The sequence below is a fragment of the Diaphorobacter sp. HDW4A genome (assembly GCF_011305995.1).
GTDB lineage: Bacteria > Pseudomonadota > Gammaproteobacteria > Burkholderiales > Burkholderiaceae_C > Diaphorobacter_A.
Map to the genome: position 1 here is coordinate 5,840,507 of NZ_CP049910.1, position 22,872 is coordinate 5,863,378.

Annotated in this window: 24 protein-coding genes; 14 read left to right on the forward strand and 10 right to left on the reverse strand. The window is 62.1% G+C overall.

Features of this window, described 5'->3' with window-relative positions; translation table 11 throughout:
- Nucleotides 1-291 precede the first annotated feature (291 nt).
- A complete protein-coding gene (locus G7047_RS26625; RefSeq protein WP_166311322.1) occupies nucleotides 292-1,971 on the forward strand; it encodes a long-chain-fatty-acid--CoA ligase in 1,680 nt (559 codons plus the stop codon).
- Nucleotides 1,972-2,041: 70 nt separating this feature from the next.
- The gene (locus G7047_RS26630; protein ID WP_166311323.1) at nucleotides 2,042-2,806 is read left to right on the forward strand and encodes a 5'-methylthioadenosine/adenosylhomocysteine nucleosidase; all 765 of its coding nucleotides are present in this window, start codon (nucleotides 2,042-2,044) and stop codon (nucleotides 2,804-2,806) included.
- A 313-nt stretch (nucleotides 2,807-3,119) separates the two neighbouring features.
- On the opposite strand, the gene corA is transcribed toward G7047_RS26630, so the two are convergent.
- From corA to tsaB, 4 genes are all read right to left on the reverse strand, one after another.
- Nucleotides 3,120-4,106 carry a magnesium/cobalt transporter CorA gene (gene corA / locus G7047_RS26635; protein WP_166311324.1) on the reverse strand — a complete coding sequence of 329 codons (987 nt, stop codon included), beginning with the start codon at nucleotides 4,104-4,106 and terminating at the stop codon, nucleotides 3,120-3,122.
- A 177-nt stretch (nucleotides 4,107-4,283) separates the two neighbouring features.
- On the reverse strand, nucleotides 4,284-5,069 hold the full coding sequence (locus G7047_RS26640) for a uracil-DNA glycosylase family protein (protein ID WP_166311325.1): 786 nt from the start codon (nucleotides 5,067-5,069) through the stop codon (nucleotides 4,284-4,286).
- On the reverse strand, nucleotides 5,066-5,548 hold the full coding sequence (rimI, locus tag G7047_RS26645) for a ribosomal protein S18-alanine N-acetyltransferase (RefSeq protein ID WP_166311326.1): 483 nt from the start codon (nucleotides 5,546-5,548) through the stop codon (nucleotides 5,066-5,068). The genes G7047_RS26640 and rimI overlap by 4 nt, the downstream gene beginning before the upstream one ends.
- Nucleotides 5,549-5,654: 106 nt before the next feature.
- Nucleotides 5,655-6,380, reverse strand: a complete 726-nt coding sequence (tsaB, locus tag G7047_RS26650) for a tRNA (adenosine(37)-N6)-threonylcarbamoyltransferase complex dimerization subunit type 1 TsaB (RefSeq protein ID WP_166311327.1) — start codon at nucleotides 6,378-6,380, stop codon at nucleotides 5,655-5,657.
- A gap of 134 nt (nucleotides 6,381-6,514) precedes the next feature.
- On the opposite strand from tsaB, the gene dacB reads away from it, so the two are divergent.
- The 3 genes from dacB (at nucleotide 6,515) to G7047_RS26665 (ending at nucleotide 10,194) form a co-directional block, all read left to right on the forward strand.
- Nucleotides 6,515-8,083: a D-alanyl-D-alanine carboxypeptidase/D-alanyl-D-alanine-endopeptidase gene (gene dacB / locus G7047_RS26655; protein ID WP_166311328.1), complete on the forward strand. Its 1,569-nt coding sequence runs from the start codon at nucleotides 6,515-6,517 to the stop codon at nucleotides 8,081-8,083.
- Between the two features lie 245 nt (nucleotides 8,084-8,328).
- Nucleotides 8,329-9,489, forward strand: a complete 1,161-nt coding sequence (locus G7047_RS26660; protein ID WP_166311329.1) for an SGNH/GDSL hydrolase family protein — start codon at nucleotides 8,329-8,331, stop codon at nucleotides 9,487-9,489.
- A gap of 33 nt (nucleotides 9,490-9,522) precedes the next feature.
- Complete coding sequence (locus G7047_RS26665; protein WP_166311330.1) at nucleotides 9,523-10,194, forward strand: OmpW family protein; 672 nt, start codon at nucleotides 9,523-9,525, stop codon at nucleotides 10,192-10,194.
- A gap of 151 nt (nucleotides 10,195-10,345) precedes the next feature.
- Here the strand turns inward: G7047_RS26665 and G7047_RS26670 are convergent, their stop codons facing one another.
- From G7047_RS26670 to purE, 4 genes are all read right to left on the reverse strand, one after another.
- Nucleotides 10,346-11,299 carry an SGNH/GDSL hydrolase family protein gene (locus G7047_RS26670; protein WP_166311331.1) on the reverse strand — a complete coding sequence of 318 codons (954 nt, stop codon included), beginning with the start codon at nucleotides 11,297-11,299 and terminating at the stop codon, nucleotides 10,346-10,348.
- An 85-nt stretch (nucleotides 11,300-11,384) separates the two neighbouring features.
- Nucleotides 11,385-12,380: an L-threonylcarbamoyladenylate synthase gene (locus tag G7047_RS26675; RefSeq protein WP_166311332.1), complete on the reverse strand. Its 996-nt coding sequence runs from the start codon at nucleotides 12,378-12,380 to the stop codon at nucleotides 11,385-11,387.
- A gap of 16 nt (nucleotides 12,381-12,396) precedes the next feature.
- Entirely contained in the window at nucleotides 12,397-13,572 is a 1,176-nt protein-coding gene (locus tag G7047_RS26680; RefSeq protein WP_166311333.1) for a 5-(carboxyamino)imidazole ribonucleotide synthase, read from the reverse strand.
- Nucleotides 13,569-14,066: a 5-(carboxyamino)imidazole ribonucleotide mutase gene (gene purE, locus G7047_RS26685; RefSeq protein ID WP_166311334.1), complete on the reverse strand. Its 498-nt coding sequence runs from the start codon at nucleotides 14,064-14,066 to the stop codon at nucleotides 13,569-13,571. The genes G7047_RS26680 and purE overlap by 4 nt, the downstream gene beginning before the upstream one ends.
- A gap of 290 nt (nucleotides 14,067-14,356) precedes the next feature.
- Here purE and trxA point away from each other — a divergent pair, with 290 nt between their 5' ends.
- Both trxA and G7047_RS26695 read left to right on the forward strand, forming a co-directional pair.
- Nucleotides 14,357-15,253: a thioredoxin gene (gene trxA, locus G7047_RS26690; RefSeq protein WP_166311335.1), complete on the forward strand. Its 897-nt coding sequence runs from the start codon at nucleotides 14,357-14,359 to the stop codon at nucleotides 15,251-15,253.
- Nucleotides 15,254-15,284: 31 nt separating this feature from the next.
- Nucleotides 15,285-16,142 (forward strand): YbaY family lipoprotein, encoded by an 858-nt coding sequence (locus G7047_RS26695; RefSeq protein ID WP_166311336.1) that lies wholly within the window; start codon nucleotides 15,285-15,287, stop codon nucleotides 16,140-16,142.
- 80 nt (nucleotides 16,143-16,222) lie between these two features.
- Here G7047_RS26695 and G7047_RS26700 read toward each other — a convergent pair whose 3' ends face one another.
- Nucleotides 16,223-17,143 (reverse strand): phosphoribosylaminoimidazolesuccinocarboxamide synthase, encoded by a 921-nt coding sequence (locus tag G7047_RS26700; protein ID WP_166311337.1) that lies wholly within the window; start codon nucleotides 17,141-17,143, stop codon nucleotides 16,223-16,225.
- A gap of 377 nt (nucleotides 17,144-17,520) precedes the next feature.
- On the opposite strand from G7047_RS26700, the gene hpf reads away from it, so the two are divergent.
- The 3 genes from hpf to hprK all read left to right on the forward strand — a co-directional run bounded on the left by hpf (nucleotide 17,521) and on the right by hprK (nucleotide 19,559).
- Entirely contained in the window at nucleotides 17,521-17,877 is a 357-nt protein-coding gene (gene hpf / locus G7047_RS26705) for a ribosome hibernation-promoting factor, HPF/YfiA family (RefSeq protein ID WP_166311338.1), read from the forward strand.
- A gap of 173 nt (nucleotides 17,878-18,050) precedes the next feature.
- Entirely contained in the window at nucleotides 18,051-18,518 is a 468-nt protein-coding gene (locus tag G7047_RS26710; protein ID WP_166311339.1) for a PTS sugar transporter subunit IIA, read from the forward strand.
- 84 nt (nucleotides 18,519-18,602) lie between these two features.
- Nucleotides 18,603-19,559 (forward strand): HPr(Ser) kinase/phosphatase, encoded by a 957-nt coding sequence (hprK, locus tag G7047_RS26715; RefSeq protein WP_166311340.1) that lies wholly within the window; start codon nucleotides 18,603-18,605, stop codon nucleotides 19,557-19,559.
- 88 nt (nucleotides 19,560-19,647) lie between these two features.
- Here hprK and fur read toward each other — a convergent pair whose 3' ends face one another.
- A complete protein-coding gene (gene fur / locus G7047_RS26720) occupies nucleotides 19,648-20,079 on the reverse strand; it encodes a ferric iron uptake transcriptional regulator (protein ID WP_166311341.1) in 432 nt (143 codons plus the stop codon).
- An 89-nt stretch (nucleotides 20,080-20,168) separates the two neighbouring features.
- Here fur and G7047_RS26725 point away from each other — a divergent pair, with 89 nt between their 5' ends.
- From G7047_RS26725 to G7047_RS26740, 4 genes are all read left to right on the forward strand, one after another.
- Entirely contained in the window at nucleotides 20,169-20,726 is a 558-nt protein-coding gene (locus G7047_RS26725; RefSeq protein ID WP_240939281.1) for an outer membrane protein assembly factor BamE, read from the forward strand.
- Between the two features lie 99 nt (nucleotides 20,727-20,825).
- A complete protein-coding gene (gene dapB / locus G7047_RS26730; protein WP_166312281.1) occupies nucleotides 20,826-21,653 on the forward strand; it encodes a 4-hydroxy-tetrahydrodipicolinate reductase in 828 nt (275 codons plus the stop codon).
- A 20-nt stretch (nucleotides 21,654-21,673) separates the two neighbouring features.
- Nucleotides 21,674-22,360, forward strand: a complete 687-nt coding sequence (locus G7047_RS26735) for a MotA/TolQ/ExbB proton channel family protein (RefSeq protein WP_166311343.1) — start codon at nucleotides 21,674-21,676, stop codon at nucleotides 22,358-22,360.
- A 21-nt stretch (nucleotides 22,361-22,381) separates the two neighbouring features.
- Complete coding sequence (locus tag G7047_RS26740; protein ID WP_166311344.1) at nucleotides 22,382-22,822, forward strand: biopolymer transporter ExbD; 441 nt, start codon at nucleotides 22,382-22,384, stop codon at nucleotides 22,820-22,822.
- Nucleotides 22,823-22,872: the final 50 nt, after the last annotated feature.

A 22,872-nucleotide genomic window follows, 5' to 3' on the forward strand; every position in this document is an offset into this window, starting at 1 on the left:
GCAGCAAAACTCTCTGCGAGTCCTTCGGACTCTCCGTTCAGACAGCATGCCGCAAAAGCGACCTGAAGAGGTGTTTGCGGCACTTCGCTTTGCTCGTGCCGGTTTTTTGGGCGTTGTGGTTGATGCGAGGGGTTCGCATTTGGTTGATCGCCATGATAAAAGCGAACGGGCGTGCAGAAATTTGCATTTCTCTAGGGTAATCCAGACTTCTGAATCGTCTCGCGCACGGGACAATGCCCAAGATTTACACAATTTTTTGCATCAGACTTCGAATATTCAGGAGACCCCAGCATGACAGATCGTCCCTGGCTCAGCGCTTATCCGCCGGGCGTGCCATCCGATATCGACCCGTCGCAGTATGAGTCGCTGGTCGAACTCATGGAGCAGGCATTCCGAGACTACGCTGGCCGTTCGGCGTACAGCTTCATGGGCAAGGAGATCTCTTATGCCGAGACCGACTCCGAGAGCCGTCAGCTTGCGGCCTATCTGCAGTCGTTGGGGCTGGTGAAGGGGGATCGCGTAGCGATCATGATGCCGAACGTGCCGCAGTATCCGGTGGCGGTGGCAGCGATTCTGCGGGCCGGGTTCGTGGTGGTGAACGTCAATCCGCTGTACACCCCGCGCGAGTTGGAGCATCAGCTGAAGGATTCGGGATCCAAGGCGATCATCATCATCGAAAATTTCGCGGCAACGCTGCAGGCCTGTATGGCGAGCACGCCGGTCAAGCATGTGGTACTGGCCACGATGGGCGATCGCATGGGGTTTCTCAAGGGCATGGTGATCAACTATGTCGTGCGCAACGTGAAGAAGCTGGTGCCGCAGTTCTCGCTTCCGGGTGCGGTGCGCTTCAACGATGCGCTGGCGCGCGGAGCGAAGGCGTCGTTCAGCAAGCCCGATATCCATCCCGAAGACATCGCGCTGCTGCAGTACACCGGCGGCACCACGGGAGTGTCCAAGGGCGCAGTGCTGCTGCACCGGAACATCATCGCCAACGTACTGCAGTCCGAAGCCTGGAATGCACCGGTGATGAGCAAGGTGCCGCAGGGCGAGCAGCCCACCAATATTTGTGCGTTGCCGCTTTATCACATCTTCGCGTTCACCGTGAACATGATGCTGTCGATGCGTACCGGCGGCAAAAGCATTCTGATCCCCAATCCACGCGATCTGCCAGCGGTGCTCAAGGAGCTGTCCAAGCAGACCTTCCACAGTTTTCCGGCGGTGAACACGCTGTTCAACGGATTGGCCAATCATCCGGACTTCAACACCGTCAACTGGAAGAACCTCAAGTGCTCGGTCGGCGGTGGCATGGCCGTGCAGGGTGCGGTCGCCAAGCTGTGGCTCGAGAAGACGGGCTGCCCCATTGTTGAGGGCTACGGCCTGTCCGAGACCAGTCCATCCGCGAGCTGCAATCCGGTCACGTCCAAGGAGTTCTCAGGAACCATCGGTGTGCCGATTCCCAGCACCTATATGAAGCTGATCGATGATGAAGGCCGCGACGTGATCCTCAAAGGCACGCCTGGTGAAATCGTCATCAAGGGCCCGCAGGTCATGGCGGGCTACTGGCAGCGCCCGGACGAGACCGCGAAGGTCATGACCGAGGATGGCTATTTCAAGACTGGCGACATCGGTGTTCTTGATGACCGCGGATTCTTCAAGATCGTCGATCGCAAGAAGGATATGGTGCTGGTCAGTGGCTTCAACGTCTATCCGAACGAGGTCGAGGACCTCGTCGCGACCATGCCTGGCGTGATGGAATGTGCTGTGGTCGGTGTGCCCGACGAAAAGACCGGAGAGGCCGTCAAGCTCGTGATCGTGAAGAAAGACCCCGGCCTGACTGAGGCACAGGTCAAGGAGTTCTGCCAGAACAACCTCACAGGCTACAAACGCCCCCGTGTCATCGAGTTCCGCGAGAGTCTGCCCAAGACGCCGGTGGGCAAGATTCTGCGACGCGAACTGCGCGACAAAAAATGACATGACCCGGCGTGGTCCGCAGCCTCGATAATCTTCGGCTTTGTTTGTTGTTTGTCCGGGGAGCTTTGACGTGTCGACCATTGCCATCTTGAGTGCGCTGCCGCAGGAACAAGGCAGCCTTGTTTCCGCACTTCAGCACGCCGAAAAAATCACGCACGCGGGCCGCACGTTCTGGCGGGGCACGCTGCATGGTCACGCGGTCGTGCTCGCCTTGTCGGGCATCGGCAAGGTCGCAGCAGCCACCACGACTACCGCGCTGATCGAGTGCTTTGGCGCTCGGCGCATCGTCTTCACCGGCGTCGCGGGCGGCTTGGGCGCAAACGTGCAAGTGGGCGATGTGGTGGTCGCGCAGGACTATCTCCAGCACGACATGGATGCCTCGCCTATCGTGGAGCGCTGGTTGGTACCCGGCTATCCGCAGATCCGCATGGCTTGCGATCCCGCGTTGACCGAAGCGCTGCTCGCCGCCACGCGCTTCACGGTTGAGCGCGACAGCAGCCAGATCGACTGGCCTTCGCTTGGCATGGAGGCACGCCATGTGCCGCAGGTGCACGCGGGACTGATTGCCAGCGGGGATCGGTTCGTGAGCACTGCGGGGGAGTCTGCCGTGCTGCGGGCTTCGCTGGAGTCAGCGGGGCATGCTGTGCTGGCGGTGGAGATGGAGGGCGCTGCCGTGGCGCAGGTCTGTGCGGACTATGGGGTGGCGTTCGCTGCGGTGCGGACGGTTTCCGATCGGGCAGATGATGGGGCGCATCTCGACTTTTTGCAGTTTGTGGAGACTGTTGCGGCACGGTATGCGGACCATGTGGTGCATGCGTTTTTGAAGTCTCTTTGATTTTTTGTGCTTCTGCTGGGGCGTTGCTTACGGAGGCCGGGACGGCCCCCGGCGGGGCAATCACTTTTTGCTCGGCGCGTAAAAAGTAATCAAAAACGCGCTTGGAAGTCATGCGGCAAAACTCTCTGCGAGCCTGCGGCTCTCCGTTCAGGCAGCTTGCCGCAAAAGTGATTTGAAGAGGTATGTTTGGTACGTCGCTGCGCTCGTGCTGTATCTCGCGTTCGCGAGATGCATATGCGCCTGCGGCGCGTTGGCTTGCTCCTTCGCCCACTTGGGATAGGGAGAGACCCGGCCAGCCGTACTCAAAAAGGGACTACTTCAACCACCCACGCTTACGGAAGTAAAGCATCGGAATCACCGCGCTGCAGATCATCAGGCCGAGGCCGAATCCGTAGCCATAGGCCCAGTCAAGCTCGGGCATGAATTTGAAGTTCATGCCGTACACGCTGGCGATCAGCGTGGGGGGGAGTAGGGCGACGCTGGCCACCGAGAAGATCTTGATGATTTTGTTCTGGTTGATGTTGATGAAACCGACGGTCGCGTCCATCAGGAAGTTGATCTTGTCGAACAGGAACGCCGTGTGGTTGTCGAGTGATTCGATGTCGCGCAGGATCTGGCGGGCGTCTTCGAACTGTTCTGCGTTGAGCATCTTCGCGCGCATCATGAAGCTGACCGCCCGGCGGGTGTCGAGCATGTTGCGGCGGATGCGGCCGTTCAGGTCTTCCTGGCGGGCGATGGCGGCAAGGACTTCGCTGGCTTTGGCGTCGGTCACATCGCCGGCCAGCACCTGGGTGCTCACCAGCTTGAGTTCGTCGTAGATGCCTTCGAGCGTGTCGGCGGAGTATTCGGCGTCGGCGTCGAAGAGCTTGAGCAGCACTTCCTTGGCGTCCTCGATCAGACCGGGAGCGCGGCGCGCGCGCAGGCGCACGAGGCGGAAGACGGGGACGTCGTCGTCGTGGATCGAGAACAGCACGCCCTTGCTCTTGAGCGAATCGTTGACCAGATTCAGGATGAAGGCGACGCGCACGGCGCGGGGGTCATCGTCGATATCGACCAGAAAGTCGCTGCGGATGTGCAGCTCGCCGTTGTCTTCTTCGTAGAAGCGGGCGGATTCTTCGAGGTCGTCGTCCGTGGCGTCTTCGGGGATCGACAGGCCGTAGTGCTGCTTGACCCAGCGCTTTTCTTCCACCGTAGGGGATTCCAGATCCACCCAGATCGGCTGGAAGCGTTTGAGCTCTTCCAGCGATTCGATTTCTTCCTGGACCAGACGGCCGTTGGCGAGCGTAAAGATATTGAGCATTGCTCAGCATTCCCGAAAAATCATGGTGCAAAGGCGAGGGGTGATCAGGTTTTGACGCTTTCAACCCTCGGCACGCCGGGAGTTGAAAGCTACCAACTAGGGTAGGTTTCCACGGAGCTGTCTCCAGATGACGGAACAATGAACGAATGGCGGATTATGGCACCCGCACGTGACCGCTCAGGTGTCTGCGGTTTTGCGAACCAAGGCCAGCGCGTGGCTCAGGTCGGCCCAGGCCGAGGACTTGGCGTCGGGCGCGCGCAGGAGGTAAGCAGGGTCGTAGCTGACGATGGCCGGTGTGCCGTTGGCCAGTTGATGTTGCGCGGCGCGCAGGCGTCCCAAAGGCTCGCGGTTGCCCAGCGTGGCCCGTGCTGCGCCGAGGCCAAGAATCAGCACCATGGCGAGCTGCAGTTCGGCGAGCGTGCTGGCGAGGGCCGCTTTCACGGCTTGGGTGTTGATTTCCTGACCGCCAGGGACGGAGCGCTCCAGCACGCAGGCATAGGTGCGCGGATGCAGATGCAGTTGCATTGCGCGCAGCATGTTGTCGAGCAGTTTGCCGGAGTCGCCGCCGAAGGGCTCGTCGGGCGTCGCTGTCTCGAAGACCACGAGCCAGCCCGAGCCGAGCTCCTTGGGTGTTGTGGCCGCATCGGCGTTGGGGTACAGCGGCTGAGGCGCGCGCAGGGTGGCGACCGCCGCCGATGACGATTCCTCTGCTGGCGCTGGGCTGATCGGGGCCGGAGCCACGGTTGGCGAGGGACGCTGCGATTGGGGCTGCTGCGGTCTTGGTTGAACGACCGGCGGGCGCTCCATGACGGGCGCATCCGTCGCCGCAGCTTGGCTTGCTGCAACGCGTGCTGAAGGACGCGATTCACCCACGGTGGCGGTTGTTTTTGGTGCGGGCTGCCAGAGCGTGATGCCCATCTCCTGCAGCATGGCACGTTGGCGTGCGTCCAGTTGGAGGGTCATAGTTGGATGCTCATGACGATGGCGTCTTCGCGTTCGCCCATGTCGGCAGGGTAGTAGCGCTTGCGCTCACCCACGCGGCGGAAACCGAATTTTTCGTAAACCTCGCGGGCGCGGGCGTTGCCCACCCGCACTTCCAGCCACAGCCATTGCGTGTTCTGCGAACGGGCCCACAGCACGAGCGCTTGCAGCAGCAGATGCGCAAGTCCCTGGCGCTGATGGGGCGGGGCGACAGTAATGTTCAGCAGATGCACTTCGTCCACACCCTGCATGGCGACAAAGTAGCCGAGCAACTCATCGCCGAGCAGCAACACCTGGATTTGGTAGCCAGAGGCCATGGCGTCGATGAAGTTGCCACGTGTCCACGGATGGGTATACGCGCTCTTTTCCACTTCCAGCAAGGCCTCGAGCCGTGACAGCGTCAGCTGTTCGAAGTGAGGGTCGTCCGCATCCGAAAGGGGTGAGTGGAGATTGGCGCTCATGGTCTGGAGTGTAGGGGCGGACGAATGCGATTGCCGACAGTTGTGTGGTTTTGACACGGCGTCGTTGACCACCACAATGTACCAATATGCGGCGCCCGGGCAAGAGTCACTGGTTCGCCTGCGCCAACCGTTTGGCCTCTTCGCGTTCGGCGGTGGTTTGCGCGACCTTGTCGCGGATATAGAGTGGCAGGGCCTCGCTGGCGGGTACGGCCAATCCTTGCGCAAGCAGTGCCGGCACCAGGCGCAGCATGGCGCTGGCGGTGGGCAGGGCATGCAGATGCGGTGCCTGTGGCGCAAGACGGTCACCATAGGCGGCCTTTGCGTTTCCGGCGACGATGAAACCGGCCTCGACCACCAGACGCTGCGGCGCGAGCAGGTTGAAGTCACCAAGGCTGCTCCAGCGACCTGCCACCGTATCCCATGCGTAGGCGCCCGCGTAGACTTCATCCATCCGCGCGTCGAGCACGGCGTGTACCTGTGTGAGCCCCTGTCCTGGCGCTGTTTGTGCGCGGGCTGTCTCGGCTACGGCGAGCAGCGAATCCACTGGCAGTACCGGCACACCCTGTCCCTTGCGCGCGCCAAAGGCCAGCCCTTGTGCGACGGAGCACGCGGTTCGCAAGCCGGTGAACGAGCCCGGGCCTCGACCGAAGGCGATCAGATCCAGGTCATCAAACGAGAACTGCGCCTCTTTCATGAGCGTGCGAATCAGCGGAATCAGCGTGGTCGACGAGTGTGCACCGCCAGGCGCGCTGCGTTCCAGAACTTCTCCACTGCCTTTTTGAACGGCAACGGAAAGCGTATCAGTGCTGGTGTCTAGCGCGAGAAGATTCATGGTGCGGGGAAAGGGAGCGAAGAAGCGGCGCTTCGGCGGGCGAGGGCCATCCTCGATTATCGTCCGGCGGCAATATCCGTGGGGCCTTGCCAGCATTGTTGGCCGAAAGTCCCGATAAATCATAGACTTGAAGGATGTCCTTGAAATTCCCCGCCGCATCCGTCCTTGCCTGTGCCTTGCTGACGGGGTGGCACATTCCCACTCTCGCCCAGACCGAACGAGCGACCGGCCCTTCCAGCCAGGCTTCCCAGGCCATTCCAGCCGTCTCTTCGCAGCATCAAGCGTTGCCGCCCGCCGTCGAGGCGGCGCTGCTGCGGGCCAAAGTGCCGCGCGAGGCGCTGTCGGCCATGGTGGTGGAGCTGGACGCTCCCGCGAAGGCCGCGACCACCAAGCTCGCCTACCGCGCCGACGAGCCGTCGAATCCGGCCTCGGTGATGAAGCTGATCACCACCTATGCCGCGCTTGACCTGCTCGGCCCGGCGTTCCAGTGGGAGACGCCGGTTTATTTCGATGCCCAGCCGCAGGACGGAGCGTTGCGTGGGAATGTCTACATTCAGGGAACCGGCGATCCGCAGCTCGTGCTGGAGCGACTGTGGCTCACCATGCGCCGCTTGCGCAGCATGGGCGTGACGGTGATCGTGGGCGATATCGTGCTGGATCGCTCGGCGTTCGATATCGCCACGCGCGATGCCGCCAAGTTCGACGGTGAGCCCTGGCGCCCCTATAACGTTGCGCCGGACGCGCTGCTCATCAACTTCAAGGCGATGAACCTGCGCTTTGTGCCCGATATGGCGGCGGGCGTAGCCCGCGTGAGCTACGAACCGCCGATGGGCGGCATGCAGTTGCCCGTGACAGTGCCGCTCGCTGCGGTGGCCACGGTCTGTGGCGATTGGCAGGGCGGGCTCAAGGCCGAGTTGGCCGAACCGGGCCGAATCAGCTTTCAGGGCAACTTCCCCTCATCCTGTGGTGAGCGCGAATGGGCCATTGCTCCGGCAGATCCGGATGGTTACGCCGCGCGTGCCATCGAAGGCATGTGGCGCGAGCTCGGTGGCAAGGTCACCGGCACGGTGCGTGACGGCAGGGTGCCTGAGGGGCTCAAGCCAGCGTTCACGAACAAGTCGCTGTCGCTTGCCGAGGTGATTCGCGACATCAACAAATACAGCAACAACGTGATGACGCAGCAGCTGTTCCTCACGCTGGGACTGCAGGCGTCGGGGCGCGGCACATGGGAGTCCGGTCGTCAGGCGATGGGCAACTGGTGGCGCAGCCGCTGGCCGCAGCTCACGCCGCCGGTCTGGGAAAACGGTGCGGGCCTGAGCCGCGAGGAGCGGGTGACAGCGCGTGCGCTCTCGGGCATGTTGCAGACGGCCTGGGCATCACCTCAGATGCCGGAGCTGCTGTCCTCACTGCCCATCGTCGGCGTGGATGGCACGTTGCGCCGCGTCAACACTGCAAGCGCCAAGGGCATGGCCCACCTCAAGACAGGTACGCTGCGCGATGTCACGGCGCTGGCGGGGGTGGTCAACTCCAACAACGGCAAGCGCTATGTGCTGGTCGGCATGATCAACCACCCGCTCGCACCCAATGCACGCCCCGCGCTGCATGCGCTGGTGGATTGGGCGGCGCAGAATGCGCCCGCCATTCCTTCGACGGTGGCTGCCAATTCGGGTGCAGTCACCACAAAGGCGTCGACTCGTCGTTGATCCAGCGCCAGCATCAGGCGAAACCCTCGTGACCAAGCGTAAGCAATGTCCTTCAATTCGAAGGGCATTGTCTTATTCACGCCTATCGTTTTCCCGACATTTGATGTGTATCTGCCCTGATAAGGGTTTGAAATACGTTGTTTCGGCGTGAATTCAGTGTTTACCCACATATGAGCATTTTGTGATCATCACTATCATTTTGAAAAAAACGAACGGTCGTTCGATTCAATGAAGGAGCTCTGTAAATGAAAGCACGCATGCGTATGCATTGGGTTGCCGCGGCAGCAGCCGCTGTGGCATTGGCCGCCTGTGGCGGTGGGGGCGGTAGCACGACTCCCGCAGACACAGGGATCAAAACCGTCAAGGCGATGGGCGATAGCCTGACCGACGTCGGCACCTTTGGCTTCAAGGCCACGGTGCAGTCTTCGGCCACCACCATGACGGGCACGGGCTCCACGCAGCTGTGGGTTGACCGCATCGCCACCAGCTACAGCACGTCGGTGTGCGCGCATTACCGCTCTGCGGATGCGGGCGCTACCTTCTCCTCGATGGCCACCTGCGGTAACTACGCGGTTGCTGGTGGTCGCATCAACTACTTCAGCAATCCGCAGTCACCGGTGTCCATCACCAAGCAGATGGCGGACGCGGGTGCTGCAGGCTTCACGGCCAACGATCTGGTGCTGATCGATGGCGGCGGCAATGACGCGGGCGATCTGTTCGGCGCCTATCTGGCGGCAAGTACCGATGGCGGCAAGACTTTCTTCGCACTGCTCGGCACCATGCTGGATGCAGCCACCGTGCAAGCGCTGGCCGCGCAGGGCGCTGCAGGCATGCCCAAGGCAGGCGCTGCGTACATGCAGGCGCTGGCGGGCTACTTCGCCAAGAACATCCAGACCAACGTGCTCGGCAAGGGCGCGACACGCGTGGCTGTGCTGAACATGCCGGGCGTGACGCTCACGCCCAAGTTCCAGATGGTGCTCAAGAAGATTTCGGCTACGCAAGGCGCGGCAGCGGCAGCGCAGTTGAACACGCTGTTCGACACTTGGGTGCAGACCTTCAACACGCAGCTCTCCACCAGCCTTGGCACGGACGCCCGCCTGACTGTGGTCGATTTCTACGCCTCGTTCAAGGACCAGGCGGCCAATCCGGCGCAGTACTCCTATCAGAACGTGACCGATCCGGTCTGCCCGATCACGGGTCAGGACGCGTCGGGCCTGCCGACCTACACCTTCCCGACCTGCACGGCGCAGGTGCTCTCTGCCAAGACGCCCCCCACAGGCGCAACGGGCGGTGCCGACTGGTGGAAGAGCTACGGTTTTGCCGACAGCTTCCATCCCACACCGTATGGCCACCAGCTTATGGGCCAGCTGACCTCGCGCTCGCTGTCGCAAGCGGGCTGGCTGTGATCTGACCTGACATTGAATACTGGAGGCAAAAACATGAAAACCTTCTTCAAGGCCAGTGCTGCACTGGTCGTACTGGCGGCCTGTGCCGCTGCACAGGCACAGGTGGCTGGCACGTTCAGCGCCCGCGTCGGCGTCACACGCATCATGCCGGACGAGACCAGCGGCAATCTTTCGGAGCCCAGCTTTCCCGGGACCAAGATCTCAGTAGGCAATGCGACCCAACTGTCGGGTGGCGTGAACTACATGCTCACCGACAATATTGCGCTGGACATGCCTTTGGCGCTGCCGTTCAAGCACAAGTTCTACGGTGATGGCGCGATTGCAGGTACCGGTCAGCTTGGACAAGTCAAGGTGTTGCCTGCGACGCTGTTTGTGCAGTATCGCTTTCTGGAAGCCAATGCGGCGTTCCGTCCGTATGTGGGTCTGGGTGTGACTTATGCACGATTCTTCAAGAACCGCACGACGGCCACGCTGTCGGGCCTGACCGGTGGCACGCCGAGCAACCCGACCACGGCCAAGATGGACAACAAGTTCGCACTGACCCCGCAGATCGGCTTTGTCTACAACATCAACGAGCGCTGGTTCGTGAACGCGTCGTACTACAAGTCTTTCCTGAAGACCAAGGCGCACCTGTCCACGGGCCAGAGCATCTCGATAAAGCTCAACCCCGATGTCGTGGCATTCGACATCGGCTACAAGTTCTGAACGGAAACCTCCAAGGTGTTCAGCAGCCGACCCTTCGGGGTCGGTTTTTTTATGCTTGAAATGGTGAAAGTGACGGCCCACAAATGGCAGCGGGTGGCAACCGGTTTCACACCGGTTGCCACCCGCTCGGGGTGACGCGAACTGCTTCAGATCACCATTGCAGAACGACGATGTCGCGTGCGTAGTCACCCAGACGGCGGTTGGCCTCGGGGGTCAGGTAGATGTTGTCGGAAAACACATAGCGGTTGTAGTTCGCGTCAATCACGGTGCTGGTGTTGCACAGTGCCGAGTTGATTTGACCGGTGCCTGTTCCGTTACCAGCGCCGGCATCCACGGAGTTGCAGACGGCCTTGTCGCTATTGGTGAAACCATAGCTGCCCGGGCTGCCTTGGAACAGATTCACTTGGTACGCCGCATCGATGTACAGGACTTGCTTGCCGCCCAGTTCGTTGATGTCGATCTTGAGCTTGTTGTTCAGCGCGAGCATGACCTGCGAGAGGCGTTGTTCCTGATCGATGATCTTGGCCCATGGGGTGCGGCTCAGGTCGAAGGTACCCGTCACGACGATGTGCTTGGCACCTGCGGAGTTCAGGCGCTTGACCTGCGCGGCCAGATCGGCACCCGCTTGAGTGGCATTGGCCAGCAGTTGATCTTCGGTGATCGTGCCATTCACGAACGCCGTGATGTTGGCAATCACGTCACTCACGCCGGCGCTGACGACGATCATGTCGTTGTCGTTGATCTTGTTGCTGGCAAGGAAGGTGTCGATCTGCTTGACGACCGTGGGCGTGTTGGCGTTGCCGGCAACGTCGGGCGTGGCGGAGATGCGAGCGTTGCCGTACGCATAGTTCGTTCCACCCTTGGACGACGCAGTCGTCGTCACGTCGTAGCGCGATGCGAACTGAGCGGCCCAGTTGTTGATGCTGCCGTCATTCACGCTGAACGATGTGCCGAGTTGTCCTTGATCGGCCAGACCATCGCCAAAGATGACGAAGCGGTCAGGGTTGATCGCCGAATCCACACTGCTGGAGCCGCAAGCGGTGAGCAGAGCGGCCGAGGCGCAGGCCGCGGCCACAAAAGTGCGGCGCATCCAATTAGCTGCCATAAAAATCTCCAAAACGATGGTGTGAGTGTAACTAGTGCATGTAAACGATGGGCGAAGCATCCGCTACAAACTGTAGGGACCTCGTTCAGGCCGCAGCAGCGCGCTGCAACCGATCACGAACACCTTCCCAATCTTCGGATTCTGGTGGCAACTCCACCCAGATGAGTTTGACCTTGGCGGTATCGAAGTCACGCAGCGCGGCAAACAGCTCCTTGCTTGCCTCATATGCATCATCAGGCATGCGCCGAAGGACTACGCCTTTGGCGGGCGTGAGCATGCGGGCGCGCGAGTAGATCGCAATGTTGGCGGCATCCTTGCCCATGATCTCGAGCGCGGTCTGAATCTGTTTGGCGTTCATCAGACGCACGGTGGCGCTGGGCGCGTAGTGCGCGAGCAGCGTGCCCGAGGCGCGCGGCGTGTGCTCCGGCATCTCTTCCTTGGACAGCGGGCGGATGCCGCAGGCGCGTTCGATGTCGTCGCGCGTGATTGCGCCGGGACGCAGCAGCACGGGCACGCCGCGCGTGCAGTCGACGATGGTCGATTCGATGCCGACTTCGCACGCACCGCCGTCGAGCACCAGCAACTCATCTCCGAATTCCGAAGCTACATGCTGCGCCGTCGTCGGGCTCACGCGGCCGAACTTGTTGGCGCTCGGCGCCGCCACGCCCCAGACGGGCGGGTCGAGCTGCTGGCAGGCCAGCAGCAGCGCATGCGCCACAGCGTGTGAGGGGCAACGCAGGCCTACGCTGTCCTGTCCACCGGTCGAGGCTTTCGCAGCCTCTGGCAGGCGCGGCAGAATCACGGTGAGCGGGCCGGGCCAGAACGCGTCGATCAGCTGCTGCGCGAACAGCGGCACTTCCTTGGCGTAGCGTCGGACAGTGTCCGCGTCGGCCACGTGCACGATCAGCGGATGGTTGGTCGGACGGCCCTTGGCGGCAAAGATCTGCGCCACGGCCGCGTCGTCGTCGGCATCGGCTGCGAGGCCGTAGACCGTCTCCGTGGGCATGCCGAGCAGTTCACCGCGCGCGAGCGCCTCGGCCGCCGTTTGCACTGAGCCGGGCTGGCTTCCGTCCAGAATCATGACGTGGTGCCTGCCATCAGAACGGCGCGATGCCGAGGATGTCGGCGGCCTTGAGCGCGGTGGCGCGCACGGCTTCCGACGTGCTGCCCGTGACGTTCAGGTGCCCCATCTTGCGAGCAGGCTTGGCGTCATGCTTGCCATAGAGGTGCAACGCCGTGCCGGGCAATGCCAGCACCTGGTCCCATGCGGGCGTCTTCGCCACATTCGAATCCTTGAACCACAGGTCGCCCAGCAGGTTCAGCATGATCGATGGGCTATGCTGACGCGGCTGCGTGAGCGGTAGATGGGTCATGCAGCGCACCTGCAGCTCGAACTGCGACACGTCGCAGGCGTTCTGGCTGTAGTGGCCACTGTTGTGCGGGCGCGGGGCGATCTCGTTGACCACCAGCATGCCGTCGGTCAGCACGAAGAACTCCACGCAGAGCACGCCGACATAGTCGAGGCCGATGGCGACCGACTTGGCGGCGGCGATGGCCTTCTCGATGGTGGTGGCCGGCAGATTGCCTTCGTAGACCTCGGTCACGGCCAGAATGCCGTCGCGGTGCAGATTGCGCTGCACTGGCAGGTTCACGAGGCTGCCATCGCGGCCACGGGCGACGATCACCGAGCATTCGTGCGCCAGCGGCAACATCTTTTCCAGCACGCAGGCCACGCGGCCGAGCCGCTCCCAGGCGGTGTTGAGTTCTTCGCGCGTCTTCACGCGGACCTGGCCCTTGCCGTCGTAGCCCATGCGGGCGGTCTTCAGAATGCCCGGCAGCAGCGCATCATTCACGGCGGCCAGTTGCTCGGGCGTCTCGATCACGGCGTAGGGTGCGCAGGGCACTCCGCACTTCACGAAATGGGCCTTTTCCGCAGCGCGGTCCTGGGCAATCGCGACGGCCGATCCGGAGGGCGACACCGGCAGCGACTCGGCCAGCTTGTTCAGCGAACCGGCGGGCACGTTTTCGAATTCGGTGGTCACCGCCGCGCACAGCCTCGCCAGCTCGGCCAGCCCCTGTGGGTCTTCGTAGCCGGTGCGGATGTGGTGGTGGCTGACCAGACCGGCAGGGCTGGTCTCGTCCTTGTCGAGCACAGCGGTGAAGTAACCCATCGCCTGTGCGGTCTGCGCAAACATGCGACCGAGCTGGCCGCCACCGAGCACGCCCAGCGTCGCTCCCGGCAGGATGACAGCGAAATCGTTGTGCGCGCTCATGCGGACACCGGCGGCAGGGTCATGGCGCGCGCCGCGTTGGTCTGCTCCACGCGGAAGGCTTCGAGCTTCTGGCGCAGGGCCGGGTCTGCATTGGCCAGCAGGGCGACCGCGAACAGCGCCGCGTTGGCCGCACCAGCGGTACCGATGGCAAAGGTGGCCACGGGCACGCCCTTGGGCATCTGCACGATGGAGTGCAGCGAATCCACGCCCTGCAGGTGGCGGCTGGCGACCGGCACGCCGAGCACCGGCACGGTGGTCTTGGCGGCGATCATGCCGGGCAAATGGGCGGCGCCGCCCGCGCCCGCGATGATGGCCTTGAGGCCTCTGTCGGCGGCGGCTTCCGCATAGCGGAACATGTCGTCAGGCATGCGGTGGGCCGAAACCACTTGTGCTTCATGGGCGATGCCGAATTGTTCGAGGATGGCTACTGCGTGCTGCATGGTCTCCCAGTCGCTGCTGGAGCCCATCACCACGCCGATTTGGATGGAGTTCATTTTGGTAGGTGCGAGGGGCCGCCCGGTGGCAGCCCCGCTGGGGTGGAACCCACGATTTTACTTTTTGTGGACGGGTTGCGTGCAATAGACCGGGGAATTGCTCTGTCAGCCCCATAGTCCGGTGGCCTGAGTGTGTTCTCCAGAGGGGCTCCATATGCTGGAGAATGGCGGTTTGACCGAGTCTTGCGGATGCGCGGGTTGTCCCCATCTGACAGGATTCCAGTTGTCCGATTCAGCGCGGCTCACGAGACAGGCGCCGCGCCCCACCATTCACGTCACCGGGTTTTGCCATGATTGATGTCACCGTAGAGAATTTTGAGTCCGAAGTCATCGCCACGTCGATGCACACGCCCGTGCTGGTGGATTTTTGGGCCCCTTGGTGCGGCCCGTGCAAGACCTTGGGCCCGATTCTGGAGAAGGTCGAGACCGAATACGCAGGCCGATTCAAGCTCGTGAAAATCGACTCCGACCAGCAGCAGGAACTGGCGGGCGCCTTCGGTATCCGCAGCATTCCCACCTGCATTCTGATGAAGAACGGCCAGCCGGTGGACGGCTTCATGGGCGCGCAAAGCGAAGGCCAGGTCAAGGAATTCCTCGACAAGCACGTGCCCGCTGCCGACGAAGTCGCGCCCGAGGACGATCCGGCCGAGGCGCAGGATGCCCTTGTCGAGGAAGACGCCGAATCTCTGCTCGAGCGCTATCAGCACGCTGTGGCGACCGATCCGGCCAACGATGATGCGCGCTATGACTACGTCAAGCTGCTGCTGCAACTGGGCCGCGAAGACGACGCCAAAGTGGCCTTCGCACCGGTGATCGCCAAGGCGGCGACTTCGCGCAAGCTCAGCGCGCTCAAGGCGTGGATGGATGCTCTGGACTTTTCTGTGCAGAACGGCCCGATTGCTGACTTCGACGCGAAGATCGTCGCCAACAAACGTGATTTCGACGCCCGTTTCGGCCGCGCGCGCAAGCTGGTCGCGGAGCAAAAGTGGACCGACGCGATGGACGAGTTGCTCGACATCCTCATGCGCGACAAGACCTGGAGCGAAGATGCTGCGCGCAAGCTCTACATCGCCATCCTCGAACTGATTGAGCCGCCCAAGGTCAAGGTCGCCGACGGCCAGATTCCTCCCGAAGACCCGACCGTGGCGACCTATCGCCGTCGCCTCTCGAGCGTCGTGCTGAGCTGAGAACGCGGTGACCGGGCCGGTTGGATCGTCCTTGGGCATCGCGCGTCGCGACATTCTTTGTGGTGCGCTGGCCTTGCTGGGTGGGTGCGCGAGCGTGCCTCGGCCTGATGCGCACATCACCGGACGGGCATTTTCCAGAACACGCATCTACATTCCGCCCGAGGCCGTCTTCGAGGCGGCGCTGATGGATGTGACCAACGAGAACCAGCCGCCCGTGGCGCTGGCTCGCCAACGCATCGAGCCCGCAGGGCCGGCTCCGTTCGATCTGAATATCCCGTTCGAGACCCGGCAGCTCCAGCGCAACGGCAAATACGTCGTGCAGGCGCAGGTCTCGCTTTACAACCAGCTGCTTTACTACACCCCGGGCTCGCATCCTGTATTGCCGGACCCTGCCTTTCACCGCACGGACGTCATCCTTGAGCCCTATCCGCAGACCTACGCCACGGCACGCGCTGGAATCGCATTCACCCAAACGCATTGGCGGCTGGTGAGTGTGGGTGAGGAACCGACGGCCACCATGTCGGCCCCTGAGAAGGGCGCTGCGCCAGCGTTCGTCCTGTTCCATCCGTCACGTGGCGACTTGCCTGAGGGGGGCGCGCAGGGTGAGTTTTCCGGCTCGGGCGGCTGCAATCGTTTTCTTGGCAGCTACGAGCTGCAGGGCGCGAGGCTGCGGCTGAGACTGAACACCACGTCGATCCGCCTGTGCCTTGAAGGCGGTAAGGACGAGCCTGCATTCCTGGGTGCGCTTTTGCAGGCCAGCGGTTTCATGCAAAGGGGGCGGGAGTTGGTGCTGCGCGATCAGGAGGGCAAGCCCTTCCTGCGTTTTCGAGCTGATGAGGACGGCGAGGCGGCGTTCGAGCCGTATGAGCCCGAGAACTCACTGCAGTGAAAACCGCCACCCATCAATACCCCAGAAAGCAAAAAAGCCGCCGGACGAATCAGGCGGCTTTTTAGCGAGCGCTAGCGGAATCAGGCGGTCAGGCGGTCAAGCGCTTCGCGGTACTTGGCCGCAGTTTTCTCGACCACTTCGCGCGGCAGTCGAGGTGCGGGCGCGGTCTTGTCCCAAGGCTTGCCGTTGATGCGCACGGCTTCGAGCCAGTCGCGCACGAACTGCTTGTCGTAGCTCGGGGGGTTGGTGCCGTTTTGGAGGGCGTCCTCGTAGCCTTCGACGGGCCAGTAGCGCGAACTGTCGGGGGTCAGCACCTCGTCCATCAACACGAGCTCGCCTTCGGGTGTGAGGCCGAATTCGAACTTGGTGTCGGCAATGATCATTCCCTTGGTGAGGGCGATGGCGGCGGCTTTTTCGTAGAGCTCGATGCTCACGTCGCGAATGCGCGTGGCGAGCGCTTCTCCGACGATCTCGACGGTCTGCTCGAAAGTGATGTTCTCGTCGTGCTCACCGGCTGCGGCCTTGGCTGCGGGCGTGTAGATCGAGTGGGGCAGCTTGGATGCGTTGGTCAGGCCCTCGGGCAGCGGGACGCCGCAGACCGAACGAGACTCTTGATATTCCTTCCAGCCGCTGCCAGCCAGATAGCCACGCACCACGGCTTCGACCGGGATGGGCTTTAAGCGCTTGACCAGCATCGAGCGACCCACCACCTGGGGCGCCTCGGCGGGCGTGACCACGCTCTCGGGAACGTCGCCGGTCAGATGGTTGGGGACGATGCCTTGAAGCTTGTCGAACCAGAACAGGGCCATTTGGGTCAGCAGCTCCCCCTTGCCGGGGATCGGCTCGCCCATGATCACGTCAAAGGCGGACAGGCGATCGGACGCCACCATCAGGATGCGATCGTCACCCACTGCATAGTTGTCGCGCACTTTGCCGCGCGCCAGAAGGGGCAGCGAGGTCAGGGCGGAGGTATGCAGAGCGGAGGAGCTAGGCTGAGTCATTGCAATCAGTGTGAGCAAACACAAAAAAGAAATCCCAGAGGAAGAAATGCGGCGGTGCACATTGCCTCGGCGCGGTTTCTGCTCGGGACGTGAGAGGGGATTTTACGCCCGGGCCGCAAAGCAATGCGCGGAGGACGGGGGAAGGGTCGGATTTGTCCGGCGCTCTGGGCTGCCGGACAACTTCGCATTGTGACCGTTTTTTTGCAGCTTGGCACCTGTAACAACTAACCCCGGTGGAGTGGCAGGTCAGGCGTTGATTTTCGGCATCGCCACGCGCATAGTGAAACCCAGATTGAGTGCATTCAAGTTCGCCGTCCGGCACCGCGATTGACGAGGTGCAGGGCTCTTTCCAAACCATGCGTCACAGGAGACGTTTTATGAACTTGACGATTAGCGGACATCATCTGGATGTGAGTCCCGCGTTGCGCAGCTACGTGACTTCCAAGCTGGAGCGCATCACGCGTCACTTCGATCAGGTAGTCGATGTCAAGGTGCTGTTGACTGTCGAAAATCAGAAAGAAAAAGACAAGCGGCAGCGAGCGGAATGCAACGTGCGAGTGAAAGGCAGTGATCTATTTGCGGAAAGTGCCCATTTTGACCTGTATGCGGCGGTGGATGAGCTGATCGACAAGCTGGACCGCAAGGTGATGAAGTACAAGCAGCGTCTTCAGGACCACCAGCCTGCCCTGCGCAAGGCAACGGCTCAATCGGCTTTGGCCGCAGCGGCGGCATAAACGACCCGTCACCGACGTATTCGGCGCGACTGATACATAATGCAACCCTTTCATCCGTCGCGCCTGCAATCCGCTATATTCTGGATTGGATACGCAACCGCCTTCCAAGGCGGTTTTTTGTTGCTTTTAGTAAGCCCTTTAAGGGTTTACGCTGGACGCGCATAATTGCCACCATGAATCGTCTTGCTTCCATTCTCCCGCCAGCACAGGTGCTGGTTGGTGTTGACGCCACCAGCAAGAAGCGCGCTTTTGAAGAGGCGGGTCTGCTGTTTGAGAGTCAGCACGGTCTGTCCCGTGCCTTGATCACCGACAGCCTCTTTGCTCGTGAGCGTCTTGGCTCCACTGGTCTGGGGCATGGCGTCGCCATTCCTCACGGCCGCATCAAGGGCCTGAAGTCGCCCATGGCGGCGGTCTTTCAACTGGCGCACCCCATCGGGTTCGACGCGCCGGACGAACAACCGGTTTCCCTGCTGATCTTTCTGCTCGTGCCTGAGGCCGCCACGCAGAAGCATCTGGAAATCCTGTCCGAAATCGCCGAGCTGCTCAGCGACAGCGGCTTGCGCGAGCGCATCAAGTCCTGCACGGACGCGGCGCAATTGCATGGCATGATTGCCGACTGGCGCTCCGCTCAGGCGGCCTGACCCAGATACTTCGACCGCCGCCGGTCGGTGAGTTTCGGCGGCCTGACAGGCGCATGATTCCCTCTTTTTCAGGTCAGGAATTCTGTGAAGCCCAATCTTGTCAGCGCCGATGTTCTGTTTGAAGAGTTTCGCAGCTCCCTGAAACTGGTTTGGGTGGCCGGTCTCGGTGCATCCGCCCGGCGCTTCGATGAAGAGGCGGTCCGTGCTGCCCGCTCGGGCGCCGATCTGGTGGGCTACCTCAACTACATTCACCCGTTTCGCGCTCAGGTGCTGGGTGAGCGGGAAATCAGGTACCTGACCAACGGCACCGAAGAGGACTGCAAGCGCCGCGTCGCCCGCATCCTGACGCTGGAGCCGCCGGTGCTGATCATGGCCGATGACCAGACCGCACCCGATGCCCTGATCTCCCTGTGCGAGCGCGCGCAGATTCCGCTGTTCGCCACCCACGAATCGTCGGCCTTCGTGATCGACGTGGTCCGGGCCTATCTCTCCAAGCATTTCGCCACGCGAACGACGCTGCACGGCGTGTTCATGGACATTCTGGGCCTCGGCGTGCTGATCACCGGCGAGTCGGGCCTCGGCAAGAGCGAGCTCGGTCTCGAACTGATTTCGCGCGGCAACGGCCTCGTGGCCGATGACGCGGTTGACCTCTACCGCATCAACCAGACCACCATCGAGGGCAAGTGCCCCGATCTGCTGCAGAACCTGCTCGAGGTGCGCGGCATCGGCCTGCTCGATATCCGCGCGATCTTCGGTGAGGCAGCGGTGCGCCGCAAGATGCGTCTGAAGCTCATCGTGCACCTCGTGCGCAAGGAAACGCTGGAGCGTGATTACGAACGCATGCCCTATCAACCGCTCACGCAGGACGTGCTCGGCGTGCCCGTGCTCAAGGTGGTGATCCAGGTGGTGGCCGGTCGAAACATCGCCGTGTTGGTCGAAGCCGCCGTGCGCAACACGATTTTGCAGCTGCGCGGCATCGACACTTATCAGGAGTTCGTCGAGCGCCACCGCCGCGCGATGGCCAGCGGCATTCAGCCCTGACTCTTTTCGACTTTTCAATCGATAGACGAAAATAACGAAGCTCCATGAAGGAGCTTCGTTATTTGGTGTGAACCGGAAGCGCTTCGGATCAGCGATGGGTCACGCCGCGCTTGGCGCAGTCGGCACATTGGCCGTACAGCGACATCGAGTGATCCTGGATCACCCAGCCCTTCTGCTTGGCGATCAGGTTCTGACGCTTTTCGATTTCGGCGTCGTAAAACTCCTCCACCTTGCCGCAACCCGTACACACGAAGTGGTCATGGTGCTGACCTTCGTTGAGTTCGTAGACGGCCTTGCCGCTTTCGAAGTTGCTGCGCAGCAGAATGCCGGCTTGCTCGAACTGCGTGAGAACGCGGTAAACGGTTGCAAGGCCGATGTCGGAACGTTCTTCCAGCAGTACGCGGAAAACGTCTTCAGCCGTCATGTGACGCTGCTGCCCTTTCTGGAAGATGTCGAGGATCTTCAGTCGGGGAAGCGTCGCTTTCAGGCCGGTGCTTTTCAGTTCGTCAATATTCGTCATGACAAGGTCTTTCGTTTGCCTAAGGCGCGTTAAGGCCCGGGGGATTCCAGCCGCTACAATGGGCCGATCATATCCCTATGGCGTTAACCATGTTTGCTCCCGCCCGTTACGGCGTCCGTTGTGGCGCGATCATTTTGCTGAGTGCCGGGCTGGCTGCCTGCGGAAGCATCGACAGCGCAAGCCATCGACTGGCCAGTGCCATCACACCATACAAGATTGATGTTGTGCAAGGAAATTTCATTTCCAAGGAACAGGTCGATGCGCTGAAGCCCGGCATGGGCCGCCAGCAGGTCAAGGAAATTCTGGGCACGCCTCTGGTGATGCCGCTTTTCCACACTGACCGCTGGGAATACATCTTCACGCTCAAGCGTCCTGGCATTGAGCAGCAGACCCGCAAGCTGACCGTGTTCTTCAAGGATGACGTACTGGATCGTTTCGAGGGCGACGAGATGCCGACCGAGGCGGAGTTCGTGGCCTCGCTCGGCTCCAAGGCGGCCAAGAACAAGGTGCCGAACCTCGAAGCCACCGAAGACCAGCTCAAGCGCTTCCCGGCCAAGCCCGACACGTCGGTAACCAACAACCCCGGCAATGTGCCGCCGTCGGCGCCGCTGTCCACCAGCTACCCGCCGCTGGAAGCTACGAAGTAATTCACAACCACAACCACCATTGCCCTGTCGCTCGTGGACTGTCCGGCTCATGCGGGTCGTGCAGCATGTCGGCAGGGCATGCATGAACCGATCGACGAGATGACTGCTCCTTCTTCCTCCACCCGTCGCCGCGTTGCCGTGGCAGGTGCCTCCGGCCGCATGGGCCGCATGCTCATCGAAGCCATTCGCCAGAGCGAAGACTGCGTGCTCGCCGGTGCACTCGATGTGCCCAGCAGCCCGGCGGTCGGTGCTGACGCGACGGCCTTTCTCGGCCACGCGAGCGGCGTGCAGATCACGGCCGATGTGCGCAAGGGTCTGCAGAACGCCGAGGTGCTGATCGACTTCACCCGTCCCGAAGGCACGCTGCACCATCTGGCCGTCTGCGAAGAGCTCGGCGTGCAACTGGTGGTCGGCACGACCGGTTTCTCCGACGAGGAAAAGGCGCGTATCGCCGAAGGCGGCAAGAAGATCGGCATCGTGTTTGCGCCCAACATGAGCGTGGGCGTGAACGTCACCCTCAAGCTGCTCGAGCTGGCCGCCAAGGCCATGCACGAGGGCTACGACATCGAGATTCTCGAAGCCCACCACAAGCACAAGGTGGATGCGCCCTCGGGCACCGCGCTCAAGATGGGCGAGGTGATCGCCGAGGCGCAGGGCACGAAGCTCGAAGACCGCGCAGTGTACGAGCGCTACGGCCACACCGGTGCGCGCAAGGACGGCACCATCGGCTTCGCGACCATCCGCGCGGGCGACATCGTGGGCGACCACACGGTGATGTTCGCCACCGAGGGTGAACGCATCGAGATCTCGCACAAGTCCTCGAGCCGCGCCGGTTATGTGCGCGGCAGCCTCCGCGCCGTAGGCTACCTCGCAGACAAGAAGAGCGGTATGTTCGACATGTTCGACGTGCTCCATCTCAAGGACTGATTCACCACCCGGCCCACCACATGAACGGACTCACTTGGTTGCGACAAGGCGATGCCGTCACGCAGATCGCGGCAGCATTGCTGCTGCTGATGTCCGTGGCCAGCTGGGTCATCATCTTCTGGAAGGCGTGGCTGATGCGCCGAGCGCATGTGGACGTACCGCGCAGCACTTCCGCTGTCTGGCAGGCGCCCACGTTGGCCGCCGCCTGTGAACAACTCCAGCAATGGGACCGCGAGAATCTCGTGCGTCCTATGGTGGATGCCGCTCTGGCCGCGTCCCACCATTCTCCCGCGACGCTGGCGGGACAGGGCAACCGCGCCCAGCAGCTCACCCGCGTGCTGCGCAACGCATTGCACCAATCGATCTCGCGTTTGAAGTTTGGGCAGGTGACGCTCGCCACAGTGGGTTCGACGGCGCCGTTCGTCGGCCTGCTTGGCACGGTCTGGGGCATTTACCATGCGCTCACCGGCATGGCGAGCGCGGGTCAGCTCACCATCGAGCGCGTCGCGGGTCCGGTGGGCGAGGCGCTGATCATGACGGCTGCGGGCCTCGCGGTCGCTATCCCCGCCGTGCTGGCTTACAACGTCTACGGACGCATTCTCGGCAGCGTCGAGGCCGACCTCGAAGGCTTTGCGCACGATCTGCGCGAGCTGTTGGCTGAGGGGGCCACCACATCGGCCCAGTCCTCCGGCCCGATGGGCGAGTGAGCCGGAAAGCGAGCGCCCATCATGGCTTTTGGACGACTTGAGCGCACGGAAGAATCCAAGCCGATGAGCGACATCAACGTCACGCCGCTGGTGGACGTGATGCTGGTGCTGGTGGTGATCTTCATTCTCACAGCGCCGCTGCTCGCCAGCGCCATTCGCCTGGATCTGCCCAAGACCGATGGCGCCCAGCCCGGCGCAGCGGTCGACAAGCCGCTGACCGTAGCCATGGACGCTTCCGGCACCATCTATCTGAACGACGAGGCACTTGAGCCGCAGGCGCTCGAGAGTCGCCTCAAGCAACTGACCGCTGGCCGGGCGGATTCCGAGGTGCAGTTGCGTGCCGACACCAGCGTGCCCTATGGCCGCGTGGTTGAGCTTATGGGCGAGTTGCACAAGGCCGGGCTGCACCGTATCGCTTTCGTGACCGATCCGGTGGCCCCGTCGGACAAGCCACAGAAATAGTCTCGACGGCGCTGCAAAGCGCTTCGCGTATCGTTCGCCGATACTCTGCG

Coding starts and splice junctions, on each gene's coding strand:
- G7047_RS26660 (WP_166311329.1), top strand. CDS start 8,329: ATGAAAGCACGCATGCGTATGCATTGGGTTGCCGCGGCAGCAGCCGCT.
- hpf (WP_166311338.1), top strand. CDS start 17,521: ATGAACTTGACGATTAGCGGACATCATCTGGATGTGAGTCCCGCGTTG.
- dapB (WP_166312281.1), top strand. CDS start 20,826: ATGACTGCTCCTTCTTCCTCCACCCGTCGCCGCGTTGCCGTGGCAGGT.
- G7047_RS26735 (WP_166311343.1), top strand. CDS start 21,674: ATGAACGGACTCACTTGGTTGCGACAAGGCGATGCCGTCACGCAGATC.
- G7047_RS26625 (WP_166311322.1), top strand. CDS start 292: ATGACAGATCGTCCCTGGCTCAGCGCTTATCCGCCGGGCGTGCCATCC.
- tsaB (WP_166311327.1), bottom strand. CDS start 6,380: ATGAATCTTCTCGCGCTAGACACCAGCACTGATACGCTTTCCGTTGCC.
- rimI (WP_166311326.1), bottom strand. CDS start 5,548: ATGAGCGCCAATCTCCACTCACCCCTTTCGGATGCGGACGACCCTCAC.
- trxA (WP_166311335.1), top strand. CDS start 14,357: ATGATTGATGTCACCGTAGAGAATTTTGAGTCCGAAGTCATCGCCACG.
- G7047_RS26665 (WP_166311330.1), top strand. CDS start 9,523: ATGAAAACCTTCTTCAAGGCCAGTGCTGCACTGGTCGTACTGGCGGCC.
- G7047_RS26680 (WP_166311333.1), bottom strand. CDS start 13,572: ATGAGCGCGCACAACGATTTCGCTGTCATCCTGCCGGGAGCGACGCTG.
- dacB (WP_166311328.1), top strand. CDS start 6,515: ATGTCCTTGAAATTCCCCGCCGCATCCGTCCTTGCCTGTGCCTTGCTG.
- G7047_RS26640 (WP_166311325.1), bottom strand. CDS start 5,069: ATGACCCTCCAACTGGACGCACGCCAACGTGCCATGCTGCAGGAGATG.
- G7047_RS26710 (WP_166311339.1), top strand. CDS start 18,051: ATGAATCGTCTTGCTTCCATTCTCCCGCCAGCACAGGTGCTGGTTGGT.
- G7047_RS26700 (WP_166311337.1), bottom strand. CDS start 17,143: ATGACTCAGCCTAGCTCCTCCGCTCTGCATACCTCCGCCCTGACCTCG.
- fur (WP_166311341.1), bottom strand. CDS start 20,079: ATGACGAATATTGACGAACTGAAAAGCACCGGCCTGAAAGCGACGCTT.
- G7047_RS26675 (WP_166311332.1), bottom strand. CDS start 12,380: ATGATTCTGGACGGAAGCCAGCCCGGCTCAGTGCAAACGGCGGCCGAG.
- corA (WP_166311324.1), bottom strand. CDS start 4,106: ATGCTCAATATCTTTACGCTCGCCAACGGCCGTCTGGTCCAGGAAGAA.
- purE (WP_166311334.1), bottom strand. CDS start 14,066: ATGAACTCCATCCAAATCGGCGTGGTGATGGGCTCCAGCAGCGACTGG.
- G7047_RS26670 (WP_166311331.1), bottom strand. CDS start 11,299: ATGGCAGCTAATTGGATGCGCCGCACTTTTGTGGCCGCGGCCTGCGCC.
- G7047_RS26740 (WP_166311344.1), top strand. CDS start 22,382: ATGGCTTTTGGACGACTTGAGCGCACGGAAGAATCCAAGCCGATGAGC.
- G7047_RS26725 (WP_240939281.1), top strand. CDS start 20,169: ATGTTTGCTCCCGCCCGTTACGGCGTCCGTTGTGGCGCGATCATTTTG.